At 50.2% G+C, this 15,709-nt stretch carries 18 protein-coding genes; 2 read left to right on the top strand and 16 right to left on the bottom strand.

Annotation, left to right across the window (positions count from 1 at the left end; translation table 11 throughout):
* Positions 1-22: 22 nt before the first annotated feature.
* The 8 genes from H8S75_RS25045 to leuC all read right to left on the bottom strand — a co-directional run bounded on the left by H8S75_RS25045 (position 23) and on the right by leuC (position 6,732).
* A complete protein-coding gene (locus H8S75_RS25045) occupies positions 23-859 on the bottom strand; it encodes a carbohydrate ABC transporter permease (RefSeq protein WP_187023852.1) in 837 nt (278 codons plus the stop codon).
* Positions 859-1,731, bottom strand: a complete 873-nt coding sequence (locus H8S75_RS25040; RefSeq protein WP_110324257.1) for a carbohydrate ABC transporter permease — start codon at positions 1,729-1,731, stop codon at positions 859-861. Before H8S75_RS25040 ends, H8S75_RS25045 begins: the two co-directional genes overlap by 1 nt.
* A 331-nt stretch (positions 1,732-2,062) precedes the next feature.
* The gene (locus H8S75_RS25035) at positions 2,063-2,527 is read right to left on the bottom strand and encodes a NanQ anomerase/TabA/YiaL family protein (protein WP_110324258.1); all 465 of its coding nucleotides are present in this window, start codon (positions 2,525-2,527) and stop codon (positions 2,063-2,065) included.
* Positions 2,528-2,600: 73 nt separating this feature from the next.
* On the bottom strand, positions 2,601-3,476 hold the full coding sequence (locus tag H8S75_RS25030; protein WP_110324259.1) for a cell wall hydrolase: 876 nt from the start codon (positions 3,474-3,476) through the stop codon (positions 2,601-2,603).
* Positions 3,477-3,781: 305 nt separating this feature from the next.
* Entirely contained in the window at positions 3,782-4,255 is a 474-nt protein-coding gene (gene ybaK / locus H8S75_RS25025) for a Cys-tRNA(Pro) deacylase (protein ID WP_187023851.1), read from the bottom strand.
* Positions 4,209-4,751: a GNAT family N-acetyltransferase gene (locus tag H8S75_RS25020; RefSeq protein WP_110324260.1), complete on the bottom strand. Its 543-nt coding sequence runs from the start codon at positions 4,749-4,751 to the stop codon at positions 4,209-4,211. Before H8S75_RS25020 ends, ybaK begins: the two co-directional genes overlap by 47 nt.
* A gap of 209 nt (positions 4,752-4,960) precedes the next feature.
* Positions 4,961-5,446 carry a 3-isopropylmalate dehydratase small subunit gene (gene leuD, locus H8S75_RS25015; RefSeq protein ID WP_187023850.1) on the bottom strand — a complete coding sequence of 162 codons (486 nt, stop codon included), beginning with the start codon at positions 5,444-5,446 and terminating at the stop codon, positions 4,961-4,963.
* Positions 5,447-5,466: 20 nt separating this feature from the next.
* Positions 5,467-6,732 carry a 3-isopropylmalate dehydratase large subunit gene (leuC, locus tag H8S75_RS25010; protein ID WP_187023849.1) on the bottom strand — a complete coding sequence of 422 codons (1,266 nt, stop codon included), beginning with the start codon at positions 6,730-6,732 and terminating at the stop codon, positions 5,467-5,469.
* Positions 6,733-6,928: 196 nt separating this feature from the next.
* Here leuC and H8S75_RS25005 point away from each other — a divergent pair, with 196 nt between their 5' ends.
* Entirely contained in the window at positions 6,929-7,825 is an 897-nt protein-coding gene (locus H8S75_RS25005) for a LysR family transcriptional regulator (RefSeq protein ID WP_187023848.1), read from the top strand.
* Positions 7,826-7,953: 128 nt separating this feature from the next.
* On the opposite strand, the gene H8S75_RS25000 is transcribed toward H8S75_RS25005, so the two are convergent.
* A complete protein-coding gene (locus tag H8S75_RS25000) occupies positions 7,954-8,274 on the bottom strand; it encodes a winged helix-turn-helix transcriptional regulator (protein WP_002603817.1) in 321 nt (106 codons plus the stop codon).
* A 163-nt stretch (positions 8,275-8,437) separates the two neighbouring features.
* On the opposite strand from H8S75_RS25000, the gene H8S75_RS24995 reads away from it, so the two are divergent.
* Positions 8,438-9,076 (top strand): SDR family oxidoreductase, encoded by a 639-nt coding sequence (locus H8S75_RS24995; protein WP_349768982.1) that lies wholly within the window; start codon positions 8,438-8,440, stop codon positions 9,074-9,076.
* Positions 9,077-9,112: 36 nt separating this feature from the next.
* Here H8S75_RS24995 and H8S75_RS24990 read toward each other — a convergent pair whose 3' ends face one another.
* The 7 genes from H8S75_RS24990 to H8S75_RS24960 form a co-directional block, all read right to left on the bottom strand.
* Positions 9,113-9,685, bottom strand: coding sequence for a GNAT family N-acetyltransferase (locus H8S75_RS24990; protein WP_187023847.1), 573 nt, complete (start codon positions 9,683-9,685; stop codon positions 9,113-9,115).
* Between the two features lie 236 nt (positions 9,686-9,921).
* On the bottom strand, positions 9,922-10,932 hold the full coding sequence (ilvC, locus tag H8S75_RS24985; RefSeq protein WP_002603815.1) for a ketol-acid reductoisomerase: 1,011 nt from the start codon (positions 10,930-10,932) through the stop codon (positions 9,922-9,924).
* A 106-nt stretch (positions 10,933-11,038) separates the two neighbouring features.
* Entirely contained in the window at positions 11,039-11,539 is a 501-nt protein-coding gene (ilvN, locus tag H8S75_RS24980) for an acetolactate synthase small subunit (protein WP_002603814.1), read from the bottom strand.
* A 220-nt stretch (positions 11,540-11,759) separates the two neighbouring features.
* The gene (gene deoC / locus H8S75_RS24975) at positions 11,760-12,413 is read right to left on the bottom strand and encodes a deoxyribose-phosphate aldolase (RefSeq protein ID WP_187023846.1); all 654 of its coding nucleotides are present in this window, start codon (positions 12,411-12,413) and stop codon (positions 11,760-11,762) included.
* A 20-nt stretch (positions 12,414-12,433) separates the two neighbouring features.
* Entirely contained in the window at positions 12,434-13,756 is a 1,323-nt protein-coding gene (locus H8S75_RS24970; RefSeq protein WP_187023845.1) for a pyrimidine-nucleoside phosphorylase, read from the bottom strand.
* Positions 13,753-14,193, bottom strand: a complete 441-nt coding sequence (locus tag H8S75_RS24965) for a cytidine deaminase (RefSeq protein WP_002603811.1) — start codon at positions 14,191-14,193, stop codon at positions 13,753-13,755. The genes H8S75_RS24970 and H8S75_RS24965 overlap by 4 nt, the downstream gene beginning before the upstream one ends.
* Positions 14,194-14,195: 2 nt before the next feature.
* The gene (locus H8S75_RS24960) at positions 14,196-15,689 is read right to left on the bottom strand and encodes a sulfatase-like hydrolase/transferase (RefSeq protein WP_187023844.1); all 1,494 of its coding nucleotides are present in this window, start codon (positions 15,687-15,689) and stop codon (positions 14,196-14,198) included.
* Between the last annotated feature and the right edge of the window lie 20 nt (positions 15,690-15,709).

The raw sequence follows: 15,709 nt of genomic DNA, 5'->3' as shown, positions 1-15,709 counted from the left end.
GTTACTATTGCATTTAACTGATTCAACCCTTCACAGACCCGTTTAACATGCCGGAAATGATCTGCTTCTGCAGTATAAAATAGACGATCATCAGCGGCAGGATCACCAGAGTTGTCGCCGCAAACAGAATATTCCACTGGATCGATAAGTCGCCCTTAAAGAAAAATACCGTAAGTGGCAGCGTCCTGGAATTCTGACCCTGCAGCAGCAGCAGGGGATACATAAAGTTGTTCCAGACCCTTAAGGCGATCACGATCAAAAGCGTTACCATGGGTGGTTTAAGCAGCGGATACACGATTCTGATAAATGTCGTAAAGGGGCTGGCTCCGTCAATATAGGCCGCCTCCTCCAGGGTGATGGGTACGGTATTCACAAAGCCGGAAAAAAAGAACACGCCGTATGCCGCGTTGGCTCCGATAAACGCCATTATCAGTCCGAACAGCGTATTGGCTACGTGAAGCTTCTGCATCCATAAGACGAGAGGCACCATGGCCACCTGCTGCGGCAGCGCCAGACCGATGAGAAACAGCGCGTTCAGTACGAGAAAGAGCTTCTTTCCTCTTCTCGCCCGCATAATGGCATACGCCCCGCAGGCTCCAAAGAACGTGGTGATCAAAGAGCTGAATACCGTCAATACGGAAGAGTTAAGCAGCGCCCTCCAGTATTTCATTCCCTTCGCCGCAGTTATATAGTTTTTAAAGGCGAAGCTGGTCTTCAGGCTTAAGGGCTCGCTCGCCAGCAACGCCTCATCCTTCAGGGACACGAGAACCATCATGATCACCGGGTAAAACATCAGCACGCAAGCGGCGATCATCAGCAGTTCGAACAGAAAAAGCAATGGTTTCTTTCTGGTTTTCATCAGTAAATCGCCTCCTCTCGTTTTTTCAGAACTCCGATTAAAACCTGCCCGAACAGGACTATCACGATGGTTAAAAGTACGGTCTGAGCCGATGCGTAGCCGTGCAGGCCGCGGTTCATATTGGCGACCACGTACGTTCCCACCGTTTCCGTGGAATTCAGCGGTCCGCCGCCTGTCATGGCGTAGACAATGTCAAATACCTTTAGGGACTGGGTAAACGCAAGCGTCACATTGATGGTGGTGGCCGGAGCCAGCATCGGCAGGATGATGCTCCCAAATTTCTGCCACGGCCCCGCTCCGTCGATGGCCGCCGCTTCCAGAATATCCGTCGATATACTCTGTAAGTTGGACATGTAAATGGTGGAAGAATATCCGATCCACATCCACACATGAGCGATCACCACACAGGACAGCGCTGTCTTTCTGTTTCCCAGCCAGGTGATGTCGGTTCCCAGCAGGTGGTTCAGCATGCCGTCCGGCATATAAATAAACTGCCAGATAAATGCCACTACCACGGGGGATAGCATACACGGTGCAAAAAGCAGCATCCGCAGGAAGTTTCTGGACTTGATTTTCGTGTTCAGCGCCATTGCGAACACGATTGCGAACAGATTCTGTAATACTGTCGCTCCCAGGGCGAACAGAAAGGTGTTGACCATGGCCTTCTTAAACACCTTGTCATGAAACGCCACATCGTAATTGTTAAATCCCACCCACTTGAATTTCAGGCTGATTCCATTAAAATTCGTCAGGCTGAAAAACATGCTGGATACCACAGGAATAACAAAAAACAGGATATAGACAGCCAGAATCGGCGCAAGGAGCAATAGGTAAAAGTAAAAGTTACTGTATGTCAGCCGTTTCTTTTTCATGGTTCCACCCCTTTATATTTTCCTCATTTTTCCTCTGTTTCAATTCTTTGTAATTTCATTATAGTTGGAAAATGGCCCGGGAAAAACTCCACATTTTTTTGATTCAGGGGGAATTTTTCGCTGGAACGGTTACGGAAACAAAAACCTCCCTTCACACAACGAGTCCGGCAAGCCGGACTCGTGCGCCGGAGCGCGGTTGCTTCAGCAGCCAAATTTCCTTAGCGCGGAGTGCACCTCCCCCGGAGGGTTTTGGTTTCATAGGACGAACTTCTCTATGAAACCAAAAAAAGAGCGCTCCCGCGAAAGGAACGCTCCGTTATGAGATATCTCATTAATTTTCCTTAATTTTCACAATTACCTTCTTAATCGGGGCCGGCTCGCCGTCTGCTGCTTTCGGCTTATGGCCATCCCACGGATTAAAGATCATATATTCACCTGCTCCGACAACTACCTTTAATCCAGGATTTGCGTTGTCATATAAAACACAGTCTTTTTCTTCGTTATACGGTACTGTCACATTCAGTGCGTCCACCGGTGCATAAGTCATGGTCTCAGTACCCGTGATCATGTACTGGATGTCCGTGTAATCATGGTGCGATTCATACTTCGCTTCTTCCCACGGAATCGTGGTGTATTCGGTTACATTCGCATAGACGTTCTTGCCATCAATTTCGTATTTCCCCGGTGCCAGGTTCTCTAAATCGGTATTCTGAAGGAAATCAACTGCCTTGCCGTATCTGCCTTCAATTCCAAGCCCTCTGTAAAAATCAAGATTCTTCGCTGAGTCAAAAATCATAGCCCTGTTCTCCTTTATGTATAAAATTTCTTAGCTATATTATACACCTAAAGCAGAATATTCTACAATGTTTTTATTTAAAAAACTCATGATTTTGATGGCGGAACAGATACGTTAAATGGGAATCAAACCAGCTCACAGCTCCGCTCCTGGAACCTCTCCGGTTCATGAAGTATAACGCCCCGTCGGAATAGTCCTCCCCTTCCAGCGCCCGGTTCACGCATTCCCTCGTCTCCTCCGTCACCTTCACGGAATTGATGGAACCGTCTGATACCGGTGAAAACTGAGAAGGCTCATAGACAACGCTTCTAACTGAATCCGGGAACTCCTGGCTCTTCACGCGGTTCAGCACCACATTGGCCACAAGAATCTTTCCCTTCTCGTCACAGACTCCGGCTTCTGCCTGAACGATCCGCAGCAGAACCTGATAATCGTCATCTGAAACCGCCTTCCGGCTTGCCGCTTTCTTCTCTTCTTCCCTGCGTCTTTCTTCTTCCAAAGCTTTCTGGCGGGCATTTTCTTCTGCCTCCAGCGCCTTTATCTTAGCATCCATGACAATCTGTTCATTGATACGTTCGAGCTCTTCTTTTGATTCCTGTTGGATTTCCTGCTTCTGCTGTACTTCTTTTTCCAATAGATTACCGGCTAACAGTTGTCCCTGCTTCTTTATTTCGGTAAGTTGGACTTGTACTTTTGCTTCCGTAACAGGTTCCTCTTCTTCTGCATCTTCCTCTTCTGCCGCCGTCTCCTGCCCCGGAGTCTCCGCAAACGCCGTCAGGGCGTTCTTTCCTCCGCTGCCGAAACCGGTCGAGGTAAATGCCACAACGGTGATCACCGCAGCGCCTGCCATAAAGACAGCCGACGATCGATACATCCTTTTTGTGGCCTTCACCGCCAGTCCCCGAAAGAACTGACAGATATGCTGAAGAATTGAGCGCAATGTCAGCATACATACTCCTCTTTCTTTTCTCTCATACATCTAAGCCGCAGACTTTTGCAGCCATTTCCGGGTGACGAGCGTATTATAGAGGAGTCTTGTCAACAAAGTCAATACTTATTTAACATCTTTGTGATATTTTCCTTGAGCGTTTTCTGGTCTTTTTATATTTTTTGTATATATATTACATTTAAAAGCTTGTTGTAAGCTATATTTTTATCTATATTTATTATTTAATTTTTACAAATCTGTTACATTTCTGTTACTTATTTAAAGTTGCAAATTTTGTGTTTTTTTGCGTTTTTATTTTATGTAAACTATTTAAACGTCAGGGAAGCAAATTTTCCCCGGATGAAGGTTACCAGGGTTTGTGGGGAAATCAGGATCTGCTGGCCTCTTAATCCGGCGCTTATGGCGATCTCATCATACAAAACAGCACTTTCTTCGACAAAAGTGGGGAATTGCTTCTTCATCCCAATGGGAGAACATCCCCCTCTGATGTATCCCGTAACGGCCAGAAGGTCCTTCATGTGGATCATTTCCACCTTCTTATCGCCTGCCGCCCTGGCCGTCTTCTTTAAATCCAGCTCCGCATCCACAGGGATGCAGCAGACCAAATAGCCCATCTTCTCCCCTTTCAGCACCAGAGTCTTAAACACGCTTCCGTGATCCACTCCCATCATGTCCGCGGCGTGGCTTCCCGATAAGTCATTCTCATCCACCTCGTACTCTTTTGTTCTGTATTCAATTTTCGCCTTGTCCAGCATACGCATGGCGTTCGTCTTCACCATCTGATTCACTCCTTTCTGAATCTCCGGCATGTCCGGAAAGCTTCTTCAGCTGATCGCCGGCGATCCGGTAAACCGTCCAGTCGTCCATGGGAACGGCTCCCATGGCGCGGTAGAATTCAATACTCGGTTTATTCCAGTCGAGGCACCACCACTCCAGGCGCCCGCAGCCCCGCTCCACAGCGATCTCTGCCAGGCGCTTCAAGAACGCGGTTCCGCAGCCCTTTCCCCGGTATTCCGGTCTGACGTAAAGGTCCTCCAGGTAAATTCCGGCTCTGCCCAGAAATGTGGAAAAGTTATGGAAAAACAGGGCAAATCCCACCGGTTCTCCACCCTCCTTCCCAATCAGCACCTCAGCCTTTTTCTTTTCGAAAATCCATTCCCGCAGCAGCTCTTCTGTCGCCTCCACTTCGGAAAGCATTCCTTCATAATCGGCAAGTTCCTTTATAAATCGCAGGATCAGCCCTGTGTCTTCCTCCGCGGCAAATTGAATTGTCATACGGCATATCCTCCCTTTCGACAGTTTTTGATGTGTTTCTTCTATATAATATAGCACTGCCTGCGCACCGTGTATAGGAAAAATTATTTCAGCCCGCTTCGTGACGGGCAGCGCGCTCTGCAGATTCTGCCTGCAGTAAGCAAATCATGAAAAAGAAGCCCGGATATGCCAGAATGCTGTCTCTGGTATATCCGGGCTCCTCCGGTACCCTACTTCTGATTTATATATGGAATCAATCCCCCTGCAGAAATAATCTTCTGCATAAACGGCGGGAATGCCTGGCCCTCATAGGACTGTCCCGTCGTCTTATTCGTAATGATACCGCTGTCAAAATCGACTTCCACCTCGTCACCCGCAGTGATGGCCTTAGCAGCCTCCGGGCATTCGATAATCGGCAGGCCGATATTAATGGCGTTGCGGTAAAAAATTCTTGCAAAAGTCTCCGCTATGACACAGCTGACCCCTGCGCACTTGATTACGAGCGGCGCATGCTCTCTGGAGGAGCCGCAGCCAAAATTCTTATTCGCTACGATAATATCGCCTTTTTTTACATTTTTCACAAAATCCCTGTCTATATCTTCCATACAGTGTTTGGCAAGTTCATATCCATCTGTAATATTTAAATATCTGGCCGGAATGATGACATCCGTGTCCACATTGTCCCCATATTTAAAAACGGAACCTGTCGCTTTCATTAATCTGTCCTCCTTTTTCCTTATAAGCCGAGTTCTTCCGGCGCTGAAATCTTTCCAGTGATGGCGCTGGCCGCCGCGATCGCCGGGCTTGCCAGATACACTTCAGAATCCACATGGCCCATACGGCCTACAAAATTCCTGTTCGTTGTGGAGATACAGCGTTCTCCTGCAGCCAGAATTCCCATGTAACCACCCAGACACGGTCCGCAGGTCGGTGTGCTCACGATCGCTCCCGCCTCGATAAAGATCTCCAGAAGTCCCTCTCTCATGGCCTGCAGGTAGATCTCCTGTGTTGCAGGAATTACGATACAGCGGACATTTTTCGCCACTTTTCTGCCCTTCATCACCTTTGCAGCGATTCTCATATCGTCGATCCGCCCGTTGGTACAGGAACCGATCACCGACTGATCCACCATGATATCACCGAAGGAACCGATGGTCTTTGTATTCTCCGGAAGGTGCGGGAACGCCACTGTCGGTTTCAATTCCGATAAATCGATGGTGTAGACCTCGTCATACTCTGCATCGGAATCGGCCTCATACACGGTGAACTCCCGTTTGGAGTGCTCCTTCATGTACTGAACCGCCAGGTCGTCCACAGGGAAAATGCCGTTCTTTCCGCCCGCCTCGATGGCCATGTTACAGATGGTAAAGCGGTCATCCATGGTTAAGTTCTTAATTCCCTCGCCGGTGAATTCCATGGATTTATAGAGAGCGCCATCCACGCCAATCATGCCGATAATATGTAAAATGACGTCTTTTCCGCTGACCCAGCCGCCGGGTTTGCCAACCAGCTCGAATTTCAGCGCGGATGGTACCTTAAACCATGCTTTTCCCGTCACCATACCGGCCGCCATGTCCGTACTTCCCACACCAGTGGAAAATGCACCAAGCGCGCCGTATGTACACGTATGTGAGTCGGCGCCGATCACTGCATCACCGGCTACCACAAGTCCTTTTTCCGGAAGCAGCGCGTGCTCAATTCCCATCTGTCCCACGTCAAAGTAATTGCTGATCTCATGTCTGCATGCAAAGTCACGGCAGCACTTGCAGTTTTCCGCTGATTTAATGTCCTTGTTCGGGATAAAATGGTCCATAACCAGAGCGATCTTATCCTTGTCGAAAACTGTCTCTGTGTCGAATTTTTTCATCTCGTTGATAGCCACCGGAGAGGTGATATCATTCCCCAATACGAGATCCAAATCCGCCTCAATCAACTGTCCGGCCTTCACGTCCGAAAGCCCCGCATGAGCCGCTAAAATTTTCTGGGTCATTGTCATTCCCATAATCTATATCCTCCTTCAAACCCTGTTCTCATTTTCTGCTTTACATTCTAACATACTTATTGATATAATAGAAATACATAATATGAATACTTAATATAATAGTCAGTTATACCGTTCCGGCTGGACGGAGACGGACCAGAGCGCGCCGCGCGAGGCAGAGAGCCAACCGGAATGGATACCAGGAAAAGAGGCATATATGGAACAAAACCTTTCGCAATATAAGATTTTCTACGAAGTGGCAAAGGCCGGAAACATCTCCAAGGCCGCCAAGGAGCTTTACATCAGTCAGCCCGCCATCAGTAAATCCATCAGCAAGCTGGAGGACAGTTTAGGTGTCTCCCTCTTCACTCGGAATTCCAGAGGCGTTCAGCTGACCAGCGAGGGGGAACTGCTCTTTCACCATACGGAATCCGCCTTCGAGGCACTGAGCCGTGGAGAAAATGAGTTGAAGCGGATCAAGGACTTTAATATCGGCCATCTGCGCATCGGAGTGAGCAACACACTCTGCAAGTATATCCTGCTCCCTTACTTAAAGGGCTTCATCGAAAAGTATCCTCATGTGAAGATCACCATCGAGAGCCAGTCCACCACCCACACCATCGCCATGCTGGAACAGCAGCACATCGATCTGGGGCTTATCGCCGAACCGTCCAGCAGGAAACCGCTGATCTTCGTCCCGGTGATGAACATTCAGGATATCTTCGTATCCACAAAGCCGTATCTGGACAACTTATACCTGCGGGAAGGCAGGAATACAGATATCTTCCAGACCGGCAACATCCTGCTTCTGGACCGGAACAACATGACAAGAAAATACATCGATGAATACTTAAGCGAGCATCAGATCGTCCTCGGCCAGGTGCTGGAGGTAAACACCATGGATATTCTGATCGAGTTCGCCAAGATTGGCCTCGGAATCGGCTGTGTGATCCGGGAGTTCGTTCAGGAAGAGCTGGGCAAGAAGACACTGGTCACGATTCCCATGAAATGGCCGATCAAAAAGCGTACCATCGGCTTCGCCTATAATCCAGGGGGGACTTCCAGAGCGTTAGAGGATTTCTTATCCTTCTGTGACAGTTTTCCGATCTCGTAACCGGATATTGCGAAATCTGCATAATTCGGACCGCATGGAGACGGCAGTTATCTGTTGTCCCAGGCGGTCCCTTCTTATTTCTCTATTTCTCTATTTCTCTATTTTCTCTTTTTTTCATATCTTTATACTCAGTTCAGCTTTCTCTTATACTCCATCCCCCACTCAACCATCGCGTCCAGAATAGGCTTCAGACTGTAGCCTGTATCCGTAAGTGTATACTCCACTCTGGGAGGCACCTCCGCGTAGACCTTTCTGTTCACCAGTCCATCCGCCTCCATCTCCCGCAGATTGGAGGTCAGCACCTTCTGGGAAATAGAACCGATGGATTTTTTCAGTTCCCCAAAACGCTTCGTACCGTCTAATAAATCTCGGATAATCAGCACTTTCCATCTGTCGCTGATCAGCATCAGCGTCGTCTCAACCGGACATGCCGGCAATGTCTTTTCCATTGTTTCCTCCATTTCCAGCTTTGTTTGGCTACTCATTCATAGTTTCTTTTAGGTACCTATAGCACAAAAAAGTGCTTACTTTACATTTCTGCTGTACAGTCCTATTATAATTCTATAAACACCAAAAAACAAGTCCAATTACATTTTAAGGAGGATCTTATCAATGAAATCTATGAAAATGGCTGTAGTATGTGCAAACGGAAAAGCAGGAAGGCTGATTGTTGAAAAAGCGGTGGAACGCGGGATCGAGGTCACCGCAGTTGTCCGAGAGGAAAACAGAAGCTCGGCCCAAAACGTTATACAGAAAGACTTATTCTCCCTGGTTCCGGAAGATCTGGCGGGCTTCGACGCGGTTATTGACGCCTTCGGTGCATGGACTCCGGAAACACTGCCGCAGCACAGCTCGTCCTTAAAGCATCTATGTGATCTTTTGAGCGGTACCTGGACCCGTCTGCTGGTCGTCGGCGGAGCCGGCAGCCTTTACGTCACCCCCGATCATACGGCGCAAGTCATGGATGGACCCGGCTTTCCCGAGGCCTTCGTACCTCTGGCGGGCAGCATGGGGCAGGCCCTCGATGAACTCCGGAAACGTGGGGATGTCAGATGGACCTATTTGAGTCCTGCCTGTGACTTCCGCGCGGACGGCGGGGAGACTGGAAAATATCTGTTTGGCGGGGAAGAACTTTTCCTGAATGCGAAGGGGGAAAGCGTGATCAGCTACGCGGACTATGCTTCCGCCATGATCGAAGAGGCCGTAAACGGAAGCCATATCAGAGAACGAATCTCTGTGATAGAAGCATAGCCCGGCCCCATTCCCTCGTACTGTCTGTGGTTCGCTCTATTTCTCTGCCTGCTTTCCGCCGAAATAGTCTTCGGCCAGAATCCCGTATTCAGAGAAATCACAGATTCCCTGGTTATTGATATCCGCCTGCCTCATGGTCCCTTCATATTTCATTCCGCACTTTTTCATCACGCGGCCCGAATTGGGATTATGAGGATCGTGGCGGGACTCTACCCGGTTCATTCCGGCTTCCTCAAAGAAAAATCGGATCAGGGCGGCCAGCGCCTCCGATGTGATCCCCTGCTGCCACCATTTTTTCCCGATGCAGTAGCCGATGTGCACCATTGCGATCTCATCCCTGCCATGGACGACGCCGATGCTTCCGACCGGCTCACCGATGTCCCTGGGCACAATCGCCCACTGGTAAACTGCGTTGTCATCGTATTGGGACACCCAGCTTTCCAGCACCATTCTTGAAACCTCCACCGATGGGTGAGCCGGCCATGTCAGATACTTCGTTACCTCCGGGTCATTGGCCCAGTTGCGGAACATTGCATCCGCGTCATCCATTGTAAACCGTCTTAATATCAGCCTCTCTGTCTCTACTCTCTTCGTTCCCAAATGTTTCATCACACAGCCTCCTTAGACATACTTACGATTCGCCATACAAGATAGTCCGGCTCGCCGGACTCTCGCGCCGGAGCGCGGTCGCTTCAGCGGCCATATTTCTTTAGCACGGAGTGCGCATGCCCGATAAAACGGGGCACGCTGTCCCCCGGAGGGTTTTTATTTCATAGGACGAACTTTCCTGTGAAATAAAAAAAGGCGGGAGATGGCAGTTACCTTCCATCTCCCGCGTATTCTAATTAGTTATCGATCAGCTTGCCGCCGTCATTCCAGCTGTAAAGCTTTCTCAGTTCAGCACCAACCTTCTCAGCCGGATGCTCCGCTTCTTTTCTTCTCATCGCGTTGAAGTGAGAACAGCCCACCTGGTTCTCAAGCAGCCAGTCCTTAGCAAAGGAACCATCCTGGATATCTGTCAGGATCTGCTTCATCGCCTTCTTAGTCTCGTCTGTTACGATCTTCGGTCCGGTGATGTAATCGCCGTACTCAGCCGTATTAGAGATGGAATATCTCATTCCAGCGAATCCGCTCTCGAAGATTAAGTCTACGATCAGCTTCATCTCATGGATACACTCGAAATAAGCGTTCTCAGGCGCATATCCAGCCTCTACCAGAGTCTCGAAGCCAGCCTTCATCAGTGCACATACACCGCCGCATAATACAGCCTGCTCGCCGAAAAGGTCTGTCTCTGTCTCTACCTTGAAGGTTGTCTCTAAAACGCCTGCTCTTGCTCCGCCTAATGCCAGCGCGTAAGCCAGTGCCATATCTTTTGCCTTGCCTGTATAATCCTGATGAACCGCTACGAGACACGGTGTTCCTCTGCCAACCACATACTCATTTCTTACGGTGTGGCCAGGCGCCTTCGGAGCGATCATGGTAACATCTACATTCTTCGGAGGTACGATCTGTCCGAAATGGATCGCGAAGCCGTGTGCAAACATCAGCATGTTGCCCTCTTCCAGATTCGGTTCTACAGATTCCTTGTACATGGCTGCCTGCTTCTCATCGTTGATTAAGATCATGATGATATCGGCTTTCTTTGCTGCCTCTGCTGCTGTATAAACGGTTAAGCCCTGTGCCTCTGCCTTTGCCCATGACTTGCTGCCCTCATAAAGTCCTACAATTACGTCACAGCCGGATTCCTTTAAATTCAATGCGTGTGCATGTCCCTGGCTGCCGTATCCGATGACTGCAATGGTCTTTCCCTCTAATAAGGATAAGTTACAGTCTTCCTGATAATAAATCTTTGCCATCTTTTTATTTCCTCCTCATATATGTATTCATATTATTATTGTTAAAGGAACTATGCCGACGACTCTCTGTCCGCCTTTGGCAATACCTCTAGCTAACTTCATAAAACTATGGTAAGTAACGGACGTCATCAGACCCTCTTGAGAGACCCGTAAGACCGGTTCTCGCCAGCTCCAGTATCTCATAATCTTCCAGCAGATTGATGAGCGCGTCCAGCTTTGACTGGTCGCCCGTCAGCATAACTGTCAGAGAATCTTTGCCGACATCGACGATGGTGGCACGGAAAATATCCGCGATAGCGCTGACCGCCTGCCTTTCACTGGCATTGGCCCGGACCTTGACTAAGATCAGCTCCCTGTATACGGAATGACCCGGCTTCAATTCCTTAATGTCGCGCACATCCTCCAGCTTGCGAAGCTGTTTCTCGATCTGGTCCAAAATTTCCTGGTCTCCGATGGAAACCACTGTCATTCTGGAATATCTCTCATCCGCGGTAACACCCACGGTAAGGCTTTCAATGTTGTAGCCACGGCGGCTGAACAGCCCTGCCACACGGCTCAAAACACCGGAAGTATTGTCAACCAGCAACGATAATACGATTCTTTCCATTCATATCCCCGCCTTTTTGTATAGTAATTTTAATGATAACAACCTTGCTTCTATTTGTCAACTACATAAAAGTAATGTGTATTATAAATTCAGGTTATACTTCCGTTTTATGACTGAGGGAATATGGTGAGCCGCAGAAAAGTCCGGCCCCTTCGTTCGCGCCAAATACAGGCGCGTTCGCCAGGTCCGGACTTTCTTACAGGAACCACCGATCCACTTTTTACTTCTGAAGCTCTGCCACCTGCTTTACCACACTGCTGGCACCTACGCGGCTGCAGCCCGCTTCCACATAATTCTTTAAGTCTTCCAGCGTTCTGACGCCGCCGGCAGCCTTGATTTTAACATTCTCCCCGATATTTGCCTTAAACAGCCCGATATCGGAGAGCAGGGCGCCTGCGGTTCCGAAACCGGTGGAGGTTTTGATAAAATCCGCCCCCGCATTGGTCACCGCGCGGCACATGGCAGTCTTTTCTTCCTCCGTGAGATAACACGTCTCGATAATAACCTTTAAAATACGGTCGCCTGTGACCTCCTTCAAGGCTCTGATCTCGTCCTCAACCTTCTGATACTCTCCGTTCTTCACGTCGGTCAAATTGATCACCATATCGATCTCATCCGCGCCGTCCGCCAGAGCCTCTTTCACTTCACAGACCTTGGCCGCCGTCACGCTGTATCCCAGAGGGAAGCCGACAACCGTACAGATCGTCAGGTCGGGATACCTCTCACGGATTCTCTTAATATAGCAGGGCGGCACGCAGATGGATGCCGTCTTGTATTCGACCGCCTCGTCACACAGTCTGCATATCTCCTCCCATGAAGCACAGGCCTTTAACAGGGTATGGTCCACGCAATGAAGCATCTCAGCATATGTCATAGTTATTCTATCCTCTCTCTCTAATATCGTTCCACGCCGTCTTTTGTGATTCTCGCATAGATCAGTTTTTCCGCTTCCGGCTGCTCTTTTCCGATCACGACCGCCTCTTTTAACAAGCTGATGGCTCCCGATAAGAGGCTTACCGCCGAGGTATACAGCGTGGCAATCGTCTGTCCGTTTTCCACACGGTCACCGATCTTCGCATTCAGAATAATGCCTGCACCGTAATCGATGGAGTCTTCCTTCTTTCTTCTGCCGGCCCCCAGCTCCACGGCCGCCATCCCGATCTTCTCCGTATCCATGGCGGTAATATAGCCGCTTTTTTCTGCTTTCAGTTCATATTCCACCGGCGAGACAGTAAATTTCTCAGGCTTTCTCACATAGGAAGCGTCTCCGCCCTGAGCCTCCACCATCTGGCAGAATTTCTCGAATGCCTTTCCGGACTTAATCGCCTCTTTCGCCATGGCGGTGCACGCTTCCATGGTTCCCATCTCGGCAAGATACAGCATGTTGGACGACAGGGCGAGACAAATCTGCGTGAAGTCCTCAGGGCCATGGCCCTTCAGTGTGGCAACCGCCTCCATGACCTCCAGAGCATTTCCGATATTTCTGCCCAGAGGACGGTCCATATCGGTGACCAGGGCGACGACTTCCCGTCCCACGTTCGTGCCGATATCCACCATCTCCCTGGCCAGCACGATGGAATCGTCCAGCGTCTTCATAAATGCGCCGCTTCCCGTCTTCACATCCAGAAGAATGCGGTCGGAACCGGAGGCGATCTTCTTGGACATGATGCTGGCCGCAATCAGGGAAATATTATCCACCGTGGCAGTTACGTCCCGGAGCGCATACAGCTTCTTATCCGCCGGCGCCAGGTTCCCCGTCTGTCCGGCCACGGCGATACCGATCTCTTTCACCATATCGAAGAATTTCGATTGGTCCAGAGACGTTGTGAGGCCCGGTATGGCCTCCAGCTTATCCAGAGTACCGCCCGTGTGTCCCAGTCCTCTGCCGGAAAGCTTCGCCACAGGAACGCCGCAGGCAGCCGCCACAGGCCCGATCACCATGGTGGTCTTGTCTCCCACGCCGCCGGTGGAGTGTTTATCCACCTTGATTCCGGGAATGGGTGACAGATCGATCTCATCGCCGGATGCCGCCATACAGCCAGTCAAACAAGCGGTCTCATGCTCGTTCATCCCCTGAAAATAGATGGCCATCAGCAGGGCGGATGCCTGGTAATCCGGTATCTCTCCCTCTGTATACCCATTTACGAAGTACCCAATCTCCTCATCGGTCAGGACTCCTCCATCCCGTTTCTTCATAATAACATCATACATTCTCATGATTCTTCGCTCCCTTCCGCCATACAGTGTCTCCGGAACGCCCGGGGGAGAAGCTCCCTTAACGTACACTCCTCCCAATGGGTGCGGTCTGCCGCAACGATAATCCGGAACGAATCCAGATCGCAGAACTGCGCCATTACCTGGCGGCAGATTCCGCATGGATAGCACAGGCTTTCCACATCCCTGTCACTGGGACCGCCCACTATGGCGATCGCCTTAAAATTCCGTTCTCCCTCGCTGACCGCTTTGAAAAACGCGGTGCGCTCCGCACAGTTGCTGGCAGTCAGACCGCTGCACTCGATATTGCAGCCTCGGTAGACCGCCCCCTCTGCCGTCATAAGCGCCGCTCCCACGGCAAATCCGGAAAAGGGGGAAAAGGACTGTTTTCTGGCCTCCGCCGCCTCTTCAATCAGCATCTGCGTGATTTTTTCATCCATTTCTACAGTACCTCCACCGGATCATCAGTCCGTTTCTGCCATACGCGGAGCCTGTTTTCCAAATCGGCCCTCACATCGGCAAAGGCCGGATCTTCATACAGATTATGTAACTCGAACGGATCTGTCCTCAGATTGTAGAGTTCCGCAAGGCTTTCCTTATTGGCGATGAGCTTGTAGTCGCCGTGAACCAGCATTCTGCTGTTGATATCTTCTCCGTACCCGTGGCCAAAGGTCTCTGCCATCAGGTCGTCATCCCACTGGTCCGTCTTTCCGGTAAGCAGAGGCAAAAGGCTTCTGCCGTGTACTTTATTCTTTGTAAAGGCGGTTCCTGCCGCGTCGAGAATTGTAACCGGATAATCTATGGTGCTGATCAGTTCATCCCGAACCTGGCCTGCCGGAATCACGCCGTCCCATTTAATCGCACAGGGGATTCTCATGACTTCCTCGGACATATAGGAGCCCTTGTCAAAGTGGCCGCCCTGGCTGGCCAGCGCATCGCCGTGATCCGTTGTCCAGATGATCATCGTATTCTTATCCAGGCCCAGCTCCTTTAGCTTGTCGACGATCATACCGCCTGCCGCATCCAGCATGGTGATGTGTGCAAAGGCATGGCGGATAATCTCCGTCCATTCATCCCACTTTACGGCGCTTGGAATGATTAACTGGTCATCTTTTCCGAATGGTGAACTTCTCTCCCGGTGATAAGCGCCCGGTTTTCCCTGAAGGCGGTTCCGGTAGCTGCCGTACTCCGGCAGAACGAAATCTTCCTTCGGATACAGATCTAGGAATTCCTGCGTCGGGAAATGAGGCTGGTGAGGTCCCCAGAAATCCACTCGTAAGGAAAATGGCTGGTCACTCTCCGACTTTGCCAGCTTTTCCAGCTGCTCGCAGGCCAGCGTGGCCAGGAAGAAGGACTCATGGGTTTCCTTTGGAGTGAGTGTGCTTCCCACCGCGTGCTCGCCGCACCAGTTGGCCTTGCACTGGTAATCCACGTCATCTGCGCATTCCGCCCAGTCGCCGCGGCTGCTGATCTCAGGAATATCGAAGTAACGGTCGATGTGATGGAGCGCCTGCGGTAAGTTGTACCGCTTTAAATATTCCTTATACTCCGGCTGAATATAAGGGTTGCTGTAATCGGTTCTGGAGAATCCGCTGCAGTGATGTTCATTCGCCGCGCCTGGACCTGCATGCCATTTGCCGAAATAGTAATTGTCGTATCCCGCTTCCGCCAGCGTATCGAGATAAACCTCGTGATCGTATGGCGGGTCCGTATAGTTGTGATACTGCTTGTGGGTATGGGCAAACAGGCCCGTCAGCATGGTACGCCTCGTCGGGCCGCACAGCGGTGTCGCACAGTAGGAATGAGTGAAACAGGCGCCCTCGGCAGCCAGCTTCATGAAGTTCGGACGCATCGGTACCGGACCGTTTTCCCATTCCCAATGGTAATATGCCTGATGGTCATTCTGTATAAATATGATATTGGGTTTTTGTGACATTTTAACATATTCTCCTTGTC

The sequence above is a fragment of the Hungatella hominis genome, assembly GCF_014288005.1.
In the GTDB taxonomy this organism is placed as follows: Bacteria; Bacillota; Clostridia; order Lachnospirales; family Lachnospiraceae; genus Hungatella; species Hungatella effluvii.
This window is presented reverse-complemented; position numbering and strand designations above follow the sequence as displayed.

Excerpts from the sequence above, each read along its gene's own strand:
- H8S75_RS24960 (WP_187023844.1), bottom strand. The coding sequence starts at position 15,689 with ATGTCACAAAAACCCAATATCATATTTATACAGAATGACCATCAGGCA.
- H8S75_RS25040 (WP_110324257.1), bottom strand. The coding sequence starts at position 1,731 with ATGAAAAAGAAACGGCTGACATACAGTAACTTTTACTTTTACCTATTG.
- leuD (WP_187023850.1), bottom strand. The coding sequence starts at position 5,446 with ATGAAAGCGACAGGTTCCGTTTTTAAATATGGGGACAATGTGGACACG.
- H8S75_RS25020 (WP_110324260.1), bottom strand. The coding sequence starts at position 4,751 with ATGACAATTCAATTTGCCGCGGAGGAAGACACAGGGCTGATCCTGCGA.
- deoC (WP_187023846.1), bottom strand. The coding sequence starts at position 12,413 with ATGACATATGCTGAGATGCTTCATTGCGTGGACCATACCCTGTTAAAG.
- H8S75_RS25045 (WP_187023852.1), bottom strand. The coding sequence starts at position 859 with ATGAAAACCAGAAAGAAACCATTGCTTTTTCTGTTCGAACTGCTGATG.
- ybaK (WP_187023851.1), bottom strand. The coding sequence starts at position 4,255 with ATGGTGAAGACGAACGCCATGCGTATGCTGGACAAGGCGAAAATTGAA.
- H8S75_RS25030 (WP_110324259.1), bottom strand. The coding sequence starts at position 3,476 with ATGCTGACATTGCGCTCAATTCTTCAGCATATCTGTCAGTTCTTTCGG.
- H8S75_RS25005 (WP_187023848.1), top strand. The coding sequence starts at position 6,929 with ATGGAACAAAACCTTTCGCAATATAAGATTTTCTACGAAGTGGCAAAG.
- H8S75_RS24990 (WP_187023847.1), bottom strand. The coding sequence starts at position 9,685 with ATGAAACATTTGGGAACGAAGAGAGTAGAGACAGAGAGGCTGATATTA.
- ilvC (WP_002603815.1), bottom strand. The coding sequence starts at position 10,932 with ATGGCAAAGATTTATTATCAGGAAGACTGTAACTTATCCTTATTAGAG.
- H8S75_RS24995 (WP_349768982.1), top strand. The coding sequence starts at position 8,438 with ATGAAATCTATGAAAATGGCTGTAGTATGTGCAAACGGAAAAGCAGGA.
- ilvN (WP_002603814.1), bottom strand. The coding sequence starts at position 11,539 with ATGGAAAGAATCGTATTATCGTTGCTGGTTGACAATACTTCCGGTGTT.
- H8S75_RS25035 (WP_110324258.1), bottom strand. The coding sequence starts at position 2,527 with ATGATTTTTGACTCAGCGAAGAATCTTGATTTTTACAGAGGGCTTGGA.
- H8S75_RS24970 (WP_187023845.1), bottom strand. The coding sequence starts at position 13,756 with ATGAGAATGTATGATGTTATTATGAAGAAACGGGATGGAGGAGTCCTG.
- leuC (WP_187023849.1), bottom strand. The coding sequence starts at position 6,732 with ATGGGAATGACAATGACCCAGAAAATTTTAGCGGCTCATGCGGGGCTT.
- H8S75_RS24965 (WP_002603811.1), bottom strand. The coding sequence starts at position 14,193 with ATGGATGAAAAAATCACGCAGATGCTGATTGAAGAGGCGGCGGAGGCC.
- H8S75_RS25000 (WP_002603817.1), bottom strand. The coding sequence starts at position 8,274 with ATGGAAAAGACATTGCCGGCATGTCCGGTTGAGACGACGCTGATGCTG.